Genomic DNA, 9,584 nt, shown 5'->3' with positions numbered 1-9,584 from the left:
CCATTGGGGCCTCTGCCATTGGGGCCTCTGCCAATGGGGCAAAAGCGCCCCCGTGCAGATCTCAACGTTCGTGGAAAGCCTGTTCAAGCGACACGTAAATGGGCTTCAACAGGTATTCCAATAGGGTCTTGTTGCCGGTCACGATATCCGCCTGCACGGTCATGCCGGGCAGGATGATGTTGTTCTTGGCGTCGTTGCCCACGTAGTTTTTGCGCAGCCGGACCATGCCCTTGTAGTAGGGTTGCTGCGATTGTTCGTCGATAAAGGTGGTGGCCGAAACCGATTCCAGTTCGCCCTCCATGGCCCCATAGCGGGCAAAATCGAAACTGGTCACCTTCACCGTGACCGCCTGACCGGCTTTCACGTGACCGATGTCACGGGTGCTGATGCGGGTTTCGACCAGCAATTCATCATCCACCGGGACGATTTCCATGACCTGACCTCCGGCGGGGATCACGCCGCCCACGGTCCGGTATTGCAGATTCTGGACGATGCCGGTGACCGGCGCGTAGACCACCAAGCGGCGCAGGCGGTCCTCGATCCGTTGCAGGGAGTCACTCACCTGGGCCAGTTCAGCGGTCACCGTCCCCATTTCGTTGAGGGCGTTTTCCTGCTGCGTGCGATGGAGATCGGAGATGCGTTCCTTGACCTCGGACAATTCCTTGAGCACCGTGCGCTCCTGCCCGATCAGGCGGCTCATTTCATTTTCCGCCGCCGCCACCTCGCGCTTGATTTCGATCACCCGCAGCTTCGAGCCCACCCCCTTGTCGAACAGTTCCTGCCGCATTTTTTGTTCTTCACCGTAGAGCGTGATCTGACGCTGGAGGGCCGCTTGTTGCTGGCGGACGGCGTGAATTTCTTCGGTTTTTTGATCCTCTTGCTCTTCGAACACCCGGATTTGGGAATCATAGCGCTGGATCGCGCCCTGGTGGATTTGCAGTTGGTCGACCACCAAGGCGGCATATTCCGGCCCGAAGGCGGAGAAGTCCGGCTCGCGGCCCTGGGCCAAGGCACGCAGCCGCTCGGCGCGCAGTTTCAGGACCGCCGCACGGGATCGTGTCTGATCCAGATCCGATTGCACCTGGGTCGGGTCGAGGCGGATCAACGGCGCGCCTTTTTCCACCAGTTGCCGCTCATTGACCGGAATTTCAAGGACAATGCCGCCCTCAAGATGTTGAATCACATGCACCGAGGACAAAGGCACCACGGCCCCATAGCCGACGGCGATCTCATCGACGACGGTGAAATGCGCCCAGGCGATGAAGCCGAACAGCACGGCGCTGATGATGACGATCATGGCATTGGACATCAAAGACACGCCCGCTTCTTCGAGCAGCGCGCTCTGACCCAGGAATCGGAGTTGCCGCTTGGACCGCACCAGGGTGATTTCTTGTCCTGCCTGATCGATCGTTGCGTCCGTCATCTCATTTCATTCCGCTTGACTGCGATAGGGGGCCTCTCATCAGAACAAACCTTCAGGAATCCGCTTGCGGACTTGTTCCGCCGGACCGAACATGCGCACCATGCCGCCGTCAAGGACGGCAACCTTGTCAACATAGCGCAAATGGCTCGGTCTGTGTGTGACGAGGAACACAGTTGTGGTGCCTCGCATGGCTTCCAGCGTCTTGATGAACTGGCGGTCACCCTCGAAATCCAGGCCATTGACCGGCTCGTCCAGGAGCAGGATCGGCGCACGGCGCAAATAGGCGCGGGCCAGGGAGATGCGTTGCAGAAAATTGGACGGCAGCATGTCCGAACGCCCATCGCCGACGCGGGTCCTAAAGCCGTCGGGCAGCGCCTCGATATCGTCGAGCACACCGGCCTGGGCACAGGCCCAGCGCAGTTCCTCATCGGTCGCCGTCGGGTGGGACAGCCGCAGGTTCTGCGCCAGGGTGCCGAAGAACATATGATATTCCTGCGGCACATAGGCCACATGATGGCGCAGTTCGATGGGATCGAGCTGGCGAATGTCGATGCCGTCAAAGGACACGGTGCCCGCCTGTGGGGCGTAAATCCCGGCAATCAGCTTGAGCAGGGTCGACTTGCCCGAGCCATTGGGGCCGACCAGGGCGACCACCTCGCCCGGCTCGGCGGCCAGGGAGACGCCAATCAGCGCCGGGTTGGCTTCCGCCTTGTAGCGCAGAGAGACCCGGTCGAGGCTGACCGCGCCTTTCATTTCTTCCAGCGGGATGACCCGGGCCGTTTCCTCGCGCTCCGGACGAAGCCGCATGAGGGCATTGATCTGCTTAGCCGAGGAGGCGATCTGGTCGACCTGGGTCAGGGTCAAGAACAGGGTCTGCATGGGCCGCAAAATCCACCAGACCATGATCATCGAGGCAATCAAGCCACCGACCGAGATTTCCCCCTCCAAGGATTTGAAAACCCCCCAGGCCAAGGTGCTGAGCCCGGCCAACATGATCAAGGTCTGGGCGATGGCGGCGGCATGGGAAGACAGGCGGGCGCTGTCGTTGCCCTTGAGCGCCGCCTGGGCCGACAGTTCCCGATAACGGTCATACCAGATGTCCTCGGCCCCGGTATCCATCAGCGTGCGCATTTTGCTCAACGCTTCGACCAGAAATTCCTGTTTGCGGCTTTCAGCCCGCGCCGCCTCGCCGATTTTGCGATGCAGGATCGGTGCAAACAGTCCGGCCATGGCGACGAAAATCAGCAGGGCAATCAGCGGGACAAAGGCGATGCTGCCGCCGATCATCGCCATCACGGCAATAAAGATCAGCACGAAGGGACCTTCCAGCATCACCGTGGCCAACGGTCCGGTAAAAAACTCCCGGATGCTCTCAAAATCCTTGAGCCGGGCCACCTGGGCGTTGGCGTTGGCCATTTCCGTATAGGCAGGCGGAAGAAACAGCAGGCGACGGAAAATGGCCCGCCCCATGAGATAATCCATCCGCGCGCCGATATGGGCGATCAGGTTGGCGCGCAGGCTTTTCAGGGCAAGGTCGCCGAGCAGGGCGACGGCCACACCGATGACCATGAAGCTGAGCGTGGACAGCGAGCCGCTGGCCACCACCCGGTCATAGACCCCCATGATGAATAACGGCGTGGCAAGAACCAGCAGATTGGCGAAAAAGCTGGCCGCCAGGGCGCGGATAATCAGCCGACGGAAGCGCAACGCGATGTCATAGACGAACGAGGTCTGTGCGCCCTGCCCCGTCTGTTCCTTGAGGTCTTCGGCCCGGAAGACAAAGACTCTGCCGCTGCCCTTGAATTTGCTTTCGTCGCGGTAGGTGCGCGTCGCGGAATCGAAGACGCGGACCGATTTCCCCCGCCGTTCCAGCGCGACCTGGGCCATGCCATGATCCGGCAGGTAGAGACAGGGGAACAGGCGGGAATCGATTTTACCGAGGGAGGACCGGAACTGCTGACTGGCATAGCCGTGATGGGCCAGCACATTCAACAAATCGGTTAAATCCAGGGAATCGGCAAAATGCGGCAGGGATTCGGAAATATGGCGCGGGTAGCCTTCCCAGCCCAGAGCCTGCAACAAGGGCAGCAGGCAGGCCGCGAGATCCGTCGCCGCCTTGAAGCCGCCCAACTGGCCGGAAAGAATCTGTTCATCACTGAGGCTCTGGTGCTCCGCCATGTCGCCCCAGGCGAAGTCCTGTTCGGCCCGGATTTTCGCATTATTGCTCATGCCGGGACCCTCTGCGCCGCATCGTTGGGACGCACATCTTTCGGACCGTCTTCATGTTTTTCGATCAATTGGCCTTCGGTCAGGTCGAAGCGCCGGTCGCCCAGATTGAGCAGCGACGGGCGCGAGGACACGATGATCAGAGTCACTCGCCCCTTGAGTTGCTCCAGGTAGGCCCGCAGGCGCATGTCGCCGTTGCTGTCCATGGCCGTGTTGGCCTCATCGAACAGCACCACTTTGGGATCGTTGACCAGGGCGCGGACAATGGCCACCCGTTGACGGATGCCGCGCGGCAGGGCGTCTTCGCCCGCATCGCCGATCATGGTGTGATATCCGCCGGGCAGCTTGGCGACCACCTGATCGAGCCCCAGTTCGCGGGCCAATTCACGCGCCTTGCCGGTCAACCCTTTGCGGAACATGGTCATATTTTCCAGCAAGGTGCCTTTGAACAGTTCGCCCTGCTGGGGCAGATAGGCAATGCCGCTGCGCCGCACTTCCGAGGTTTCGTAGTCGAAAATCAACCGTCCATCCAGAAGGACCTCGCCCGAGTCCGGCACTAATGTGCCGCGCATCAAGGCCAGCAGACTGGTCTTGCCCGACCCGTTGATGCCGTTGATGCCGATGCATTCCCCCGGCGCGACGGCCAGGCTGGCCCCGGACAGGATCACCGGCCCGTCCTCGCCATAGCGGAAATGCACATCCTTCAGTTCCAATGCGCCGCGCCATTCGGCGGCGGCGGGATGATCGGAATGGGGCTCACTCGGCAAACTGAAAATGGCGCGCAGCCGCTGACGGGCCAAACGGATGGTCTGAAAACGGCTCCAGAACCCGGCGGCCCGCTGCAAGGGCTGCATGGCGCGCCCGGTGAGCAGGGTGCAGGCGGCCAGCGCGCCGACGGTCATCTGCAAGTCGATCACCCGCGTCGCCCCATATGCGACAACGGCGATCAGCGCCAGTTGCGAGATCAAGGTGCCGATATTGAGGGTCGCGGCATTACGGTAGGCCACGGCGCGGCTTCCTCCGGCCACAGATTCCAGCAACCGGTCATAGCGCTGCACCATCTGCGCTTCCATGCCCATGGATTTGACCGTATGGACGCCGCTCAAGACTTCGATGGAAAAGCTCAGTCGGCGGTCACGCAGGGTCGTATGGTCAAAAATGGTCCGTTTCAGGGCACTGGCCTGGACCATTGTGAACAAAAGGTACAAAACCAACATCCCCCCGGCCACATAGACCACGGGGCCGCCGAGCAACCAGATGAGCGCCAGGAAAATTACCACGAAAGGCAGATCGAGCAGCGCCACCAGGGCTTGACCGGCATAGAATTCCTTGGCCGTGCGCAGGCCCGCCAATCGCTCAATGGACACGCCCGCGCCGTCTCGCTCGAACGCATCAATGCGCGAATGCAGGATATGGCGAAAGGCGGCGCAACCGGCCATATGTTCAAACCGGCTACCGACCCAGGATGTGATTTCAGACCGGGCGATCCGTAACAGCAACTCCAGAAGCAGGGCGACGGCCACGCCAACCACCAAAATCAACAAGGTGCTCAGGGAACTGTTGGGAATAATCCGGTCATAAACCTGGAGCAACGCAAGGGGCAGAGCGAGGGAAAGCAGATTGATCGCCAGCGAGGCCAGGATCAACTGCGGCATGACCCGGCCCAACCGACTGAATTGCCCCAGCCGGACCGAACGACGGCCATCCTTGGCGCGGCTTTGATGTGGGGCAGCCATTGGTTTCAGTATTTCCGATCCTCGATAATGTGACGCGCCCTCTTTCGAGTAACCTCGACCGGGACGTCTTGTCTACATTATTCTCACGCCGGAATGACTTATAATTCAACGGGAATTAAAACGAAAAAATCCTCCATCTTCTGATTTCGGACCAAGTTTCGGGGATGTGATATCACCGCAGCGGGTTTGGCCGGTTTTGTTAATCCGATGGTATGTCGCGCCGAGATTAAGGGGGGGCAGGTTGTGGCGGCCTTCGACGGCGGGGAGATTTCTTCAGACGGGGGTGTGCTTTTGTTGCGCGAGGCGGCGCGACGAATGAGCTTGTTCGCCCGATTGGCCGGACACAACCTGAGGCTCATCATCGTCACATCGCTTTTCAAGCCGATGTCCTGGGCGATGCGTGCCAACTTGCGGCTTTCAGGCTCGACGATCAGTAACCGTCGCGCGGAAATGGCATTCTACGTTTGTGCCATCTTCATCGGAGTCAAAAAAAACCGGGCCCCCACTTGGGGAGCCCGGAAAGAACGCAGGATGTGACTCTGTTCAGGTCACTTTAAGCTGCAACAATTCCTCGCCATCCTCGCCGGTCAGATGCACGGCGCAGGCGATGCAGGGGTCGAAGCTATGGATCGTCCGCAGGATCTCCAGCGGCTGTTCCTGATTGGCCAGCTTGTGACCGGCCAGGGCCGCTTCGTAGGCCCCCGGCTGACCCTTGGGATCACGCGGACCGGCATTCCAGGTGCTGGGCACCACCGCCTGGTAATTGTCGATCTTGCCGTTCTTGATGACGATCCAGTGGGCCAGACCACCGCGCGGCGCTTCCATGAACCCGGCCCCGCGGGCCTCCGACGGCCAGGTGGCGGGGTCCCACAGGGTCTCGTTGTGGGTCTTGATGTCGCCCGCTTTGATGTTGGCGATCAACTGCCCATACATGTCGTGCATCATATCGACGATGACCTTGGTCTCCAGCGTCCGGGCCGCGGTGCGACCGAGGGTGGAGAACAGGGCCTCAATGGGCAGGTCCAGGGTTTTCAGCGTGGAATCCGCCAAAGCCCTGGTCTGTTCATGGCCCTTGGCATAGAGCAACAGCACCCGGGCCAGCGGCCCCACTTCCATGGCGTGCCCCTTCCAGCGCGGGGCCTTCATCCAGGAATAGCCCTTTTCCACATCAAGCTGATCATAGGGCGGCGTCGGGCCGTCGTAGTTGAAGCTGGTCTCGCCGTCGTAGGGATGCAGGCCCTTGTCCTTGCCGCCCTCGTAGTCATACCAGGAGTGAGTGACGTATTCTTCCACCTGCGCGGCATCGTGCAAATCGACCTCGTGGATGGTCGAGAGATCCCGGTTGAGGATCGCGCCGCGCGGCAGGCCAAAGGACGCCACATCGTTGATGTCACGGCCCGGCAGATCACCGTAGCACATGAAATTGCCCAGCCCCTCGCCCTGTTTGAACCAGTCCTTGTAGAAGCTGGCGATGGCGATGGTATCGGGCACATAGACCTGATCGACGAAGGTCAGCATCTTTTTCAACACCTCGGCCACCTTGGAAAGGCGTTCGGCGTTGAGGCCGGAATCCGTGTCCGTGCTGATCGGGGTCGGCACGCCACCGACCAGGAACATGGGATGCGGGTTCTTGCCGCCGAAGATGGCGTGCAGGTCCACCACGTCGCGCTGCCAGGACAGGGCCTCCAGATAGTGGGACACGGCCATCAGATTGGCTTCCGGCGGCAGTTTGTACGCCGAGTGCCCCCAATAGCCACCGGCAAAGATGCCCAGTTGTCCCTGCTCGACGAAATCTTTCAGGCGTTTTTGGGTATCGGCGAAGTAGCCCGGCGAGGACAGCGGCCAGCTCGACAGACTCTGAGCCAGTTCCGAGGTTGCCTTGGGATCGGCCTTGAGCGCCGAAACCACGTCCACCCAGTCCAGGGCATGCAGGTGATAGAAATGCATCACATGATCATGCACATATTGGGCGGCGATCATCAGGTTGCGGATCAGTTGCGCATTGTAGGGGATCTGATAGTTCAGGGCATCCTCTACGGCACGGATTGAGGCCATCCCATGGACCAGGGTGCAGACCCCACAGATGCGCTGAGCATAAGCCCAGGCGTCGCGGGGATCGCGATCCCGCAGGATGATTTCCAGACCGCGCACCATGGTGCCGGAGGAATAGGCTCCGGCAATGGTGTCACCGTCCATTTGCGCTTCGATGCGCAGGTGACCCTCGATACGGGTGATGGGATCGACAACCAGTCGCTTTGTCATTGCTCACTCTCCCCCGGCTTGCCGCCGTCGTCCAGGTAGTCCGCCAGGAGTTCGGTCAGGCCGATGACAGGCAGGTTCATTTCATATTCGTCGAGGGCTTCCTCAATGACGTTGCGGCAGTTGGCGCAGGTGGTCAGGAGTTCCTCGGGTCGGATCTTCTCGATCTGGTGTTTTTTCTTGGCAAACACCTTATAGCGCAGTTCCTCGGCCCGGTGATTGGCCGAGACCCCGCCGCCGCCGCCGCAACACCAGCCCCAGGCCCCGGCATCCTCCATGGGGATGCAGTTTTCGGCCACCGCGTCGATAAGACTGTTGGCCGGTCGGTCGAGGCCGCCGCGCCGGTTGAGCTGGCAGGGATCGTGGTAGGTAATCTTCTTCGGATACTTGCCGGTCAGCGGCAGCTTGCCCGCAGCCTGCAATTGGCCTAACAGATCAATCAGATGGATGACCTCGAAGGGAAATGCCTTGCCCAACAGGTTGGGGCCGTCCCAACGGATGGCCTGATAGGCATGCCCGCATTCGGGACTGATCACACCCTTGACCCTCAGGGCCACGGCTTCGTCGTAAACCCGTTGCACCAGAGCACGGGCCACCTCCTTGTTGCCGATCTGAATGCCGATGTTGGTGGCTTCATAGGCCTTGGACGAGATGGTCCAGGTGATCCCCGCATGGTGGAAGATCTTGGCCATGGCACCGATGATTTCCGGGAACCCCATGACCTCCATGGACGACAGCAGCACCATGTAGTCGACGCCGGCCTTATCCATCTCAATGGGCAGGCCGGTTTCCTTGGATTGCTTCTCGCATTGCTTGGCGACCATGGCCGGTTTGATGCCGATGGGGCTGATTTCGGTCATTGCCCGCACGCCCGCCTTGGCCATGCCCTCGGGCACGTACCCGGCGGCCGAGAATCCTTCGCGGATCTTGCGGATCATGTAGGTGATGTCATTGCCCACCGGACAGACCATGGAACAACGACCGCACATGGTGCAGCTGTCATAGACCAGCTCTTCCCAGTCTTCGAAGTCCTTGGCCGTCACCTTGGGAAACAGCCCGACCATGCCGCCGAGCTTGCCCCACAGGGTATATTCCCGCCGCCACATCTTCTTCAGCGGTTCGAGTTTGTGGATCGGCGTGTACTTGGGGTCGCCGGTCTCGGTGTAGAACAGGCAGGCCTCGGCGCAGAGACCGCAGTGCACGCAGGAGGACAGGAAAGACGCGATGGGCGCATCCATCTGTTCCATCATGGACTTGAGTCCGTTTTCAAACGATTGGGTCATGAGTGGGCTCCCTTCCGGCCGGCGATGGCGCCGGTGTAGTAACGGGCGAAGGCCCAGGTGATGGCGTGCATGAGCTTGGTGAACGGGAACAGCACCATGAGCAGTTCGACGCTCAGGATATGCAGGGCCAAAATGGTTTCGTAGTCATAGAACAGCCGGTTGACCGCCAGATAGCCGGTCAGCAGCGGCAGGAAGGTCAGAACCCAGGTCAGATAGTCCTCGAACCCGGACAGCATCCGTTTGACCGGATCCTTCATGCGGGCCACCAACAGGGCAATCATGGCCAACAGGGTCACCAGGGTGACGCCGTCGACCACGCCATTGGGCAGGCCCGGCCAGGCGAACTGCACCGCCCGTTCGAGCAGTTGGATATGCGGCACGAACAGGAATAGGACGATGAACAGACCGGCATGGAAAACATAGCCCGCGATATGCACCACCGGCGACAGCATCAGCATGCCGTGGCCGGGGAAGAAACGGTTCCATAGGGTCGCCAGACCCTGCGAGCGGGCATCCCCCTTGGGCACCGAGCGGTCGGGCCGTCGTCCCAGAGAGAGGATTTCGAACAGCCTCAGCAGCACGCCGAACAAAAGGATGATCAGGGCGATGTTGAAGCCCGGTCCCTTGGCCCAGAGCAGGAGTTCAGTTCCAGTCATG

The 9,584-nt window shown here is 60.6% G+C and carries 7 protein-coding genes; 1 reads left to right on the top strand and 6 read right to left on the bottom strand.

Annotation, left to right across the window (positions count from 1 at the left end; translation table 11 throughout):
* Positions 1–61: 61 nt before the first annotated feature.
* The 3 genes from ACYQ1P_RS08265 to ACYQ1P_RS08255 are packed head-to-tail and all read right to left on the bottom strand — an operon-like array spanning position 62 to position 5,385.
* Entirely contained in the window at positions 62–1,423 is a 1,362-nt protein-coding gene (locus tag ACYQ1P_RS08265; RefSeq protein WP_460019871.1) for an HlyD family type I secretion periplasmic adaptor subunit, read from the bottom strand.
* A 39-nt stretch (positions 1,424–1,462) separates the two neighbouring features.
* Entirely contained in the window at positions 1,463–3,652 is a 2,190-nt protein-coding gene (locus tag ACYQ1P_RS08260; RefSeq protein WP_460019870.1) for a peptidase domain-containing ABC transporter, read from the bottom strand.
* A complete protein-coding gene (locus tag ACYQ1P_RS08255; protein WP_460019869.1) occupies positions 3,649–5,385 on the bottom strand; it encodes a peptidase domain-containing ABC transporter in 1,737 nt (578 codons plus the stop codon). The genes ACYQ1P_RS08260 and ACYQ1P_RS08255 overlap by 4 nt, the downstream gene beginning before the upstream one ends.
* A gap of 243 nt (positions 5,386–5,628) precedes the next feature.
* Here ACYQ1P_RS08255 and ACYQ1P_RS08250 point away from each other — a divergent pair, with 243 nt between their 5' ends.
* Entirely contained in the window at positions 5,629–5,922 is a 294-nt protein-coding gene (locus ACYQ1P_RS08250; RefSeq protein WP_460019868.1) for a hypothetical protein, read from the top strand.
* Positions 5,923–5,928: 6 nt separating this feature from the next.
* Here ACYQ1P_RS08250 and ACYQ1P_RS08245 read toward each other — a convergent pair whose 3' ends face one another.
* Genes ACYQ1P_RS08245 through ACYQ1P_RS08235 form a run of 3 tightly spaced genes read right to left on the bottom strand, consistent with a single transcriptional unit; the run spans position 5,929 to position 9,583 of the window.
* Positions 5,929–7,647 (bottom strand): nickel-dependent hydrogenase large subunit, encoded by a 1,719-nt coding sequence (locus ACYQ1P_RS08245; protein WP_460019867.1) that lies wholly within the window; start codon positions 7,645–7,647, stop codon positions 5,929–5,931.
* Positions 7,644–8,927, bottom strand: a complete 1,284-nt coding sequence (locus ACYQ1P_RS08240) for a (Fe-S)-binding protein (protein WP_460019866.1) — start codon at positions 8,925–8,927, stop codon at positions 7,644–7,646. Before ACYQ1P_RS08240 ends, ACYQ1P_RS08245 begins: the two co-directional genes overlap by 4 nt.
* Positions 8,924–9,583: a hypothetical protein gene (locus ACYQ1P_RS08235; RefSeq protein WP_460019865.1), complete on the bottom strand. Its 660-nt coding sequence runs from the start codon at positions 9,581–9,583 to the stop codon at positions 8,924–8,926. Before ACYQ1P_RS08235 ends, ACYQ1P_RS08240 begins: the two co-directional genes overlap by 4 nt.
* Position 9,584: the final 1 nt, after the last annotated feature.

The organism is Magnetospira thiophila (assembly GCF_054657015.1).
This window is presented reverse-complemented; position numbering and strand designations above follow the sequence as displayed.

What these genes read in the sequence shown, in the direction of transcription:
- ACYQ1P_RS08265 (WP_460019871.1), bottom strand. Translation starts at nt 1,423, where the DNA reads ATGACGGACGCAACGATCGATCAGGCAGGACAAGAAATCACCCTGGTG.
- ACYQ1P_RS08240 (WP_460019866.1), bottom strand. Translation starts at nt 8,927, where the DNA reads ATGACCCAATCGTTTGAAAACGGACTCAAGTCCATGATGGAACAGATG.
- ACYQ1P_RS08255 (WP_460019869.1), bottom strand. Translation starts at nt 5,385, where the DNA reads ATGGCTGCCCCACATCAAAGCCGCGCCAAGGATGGCCGTCGTTCGGTC.
- ACYQ1P_RS08245 (WP_460019867.1), bottom strand. Translation starts at nt 7,647, where the DNA reads ATGACAAAGCGACTGGTTGTCGATCCCATCACCCGTATCGAGGGTCAC.
- ACYQ1P_RS08235 (WP_460019865.1), bottom strand. Translation starts at nt 9,583, where the DNA reads ATGACTGGAACTGAACTCCTGCTCTGGGCCAAGGGACCGGGCTTCAAC.
- ACYQ1P_RS08260 (WP_460019870.1), bottom strand. Translation starts at nt 3,652, where the DNA reads ATGAGCAATAATGCGAAAATCCGGGCCGAACAGGACTTCGCCTGGGGC.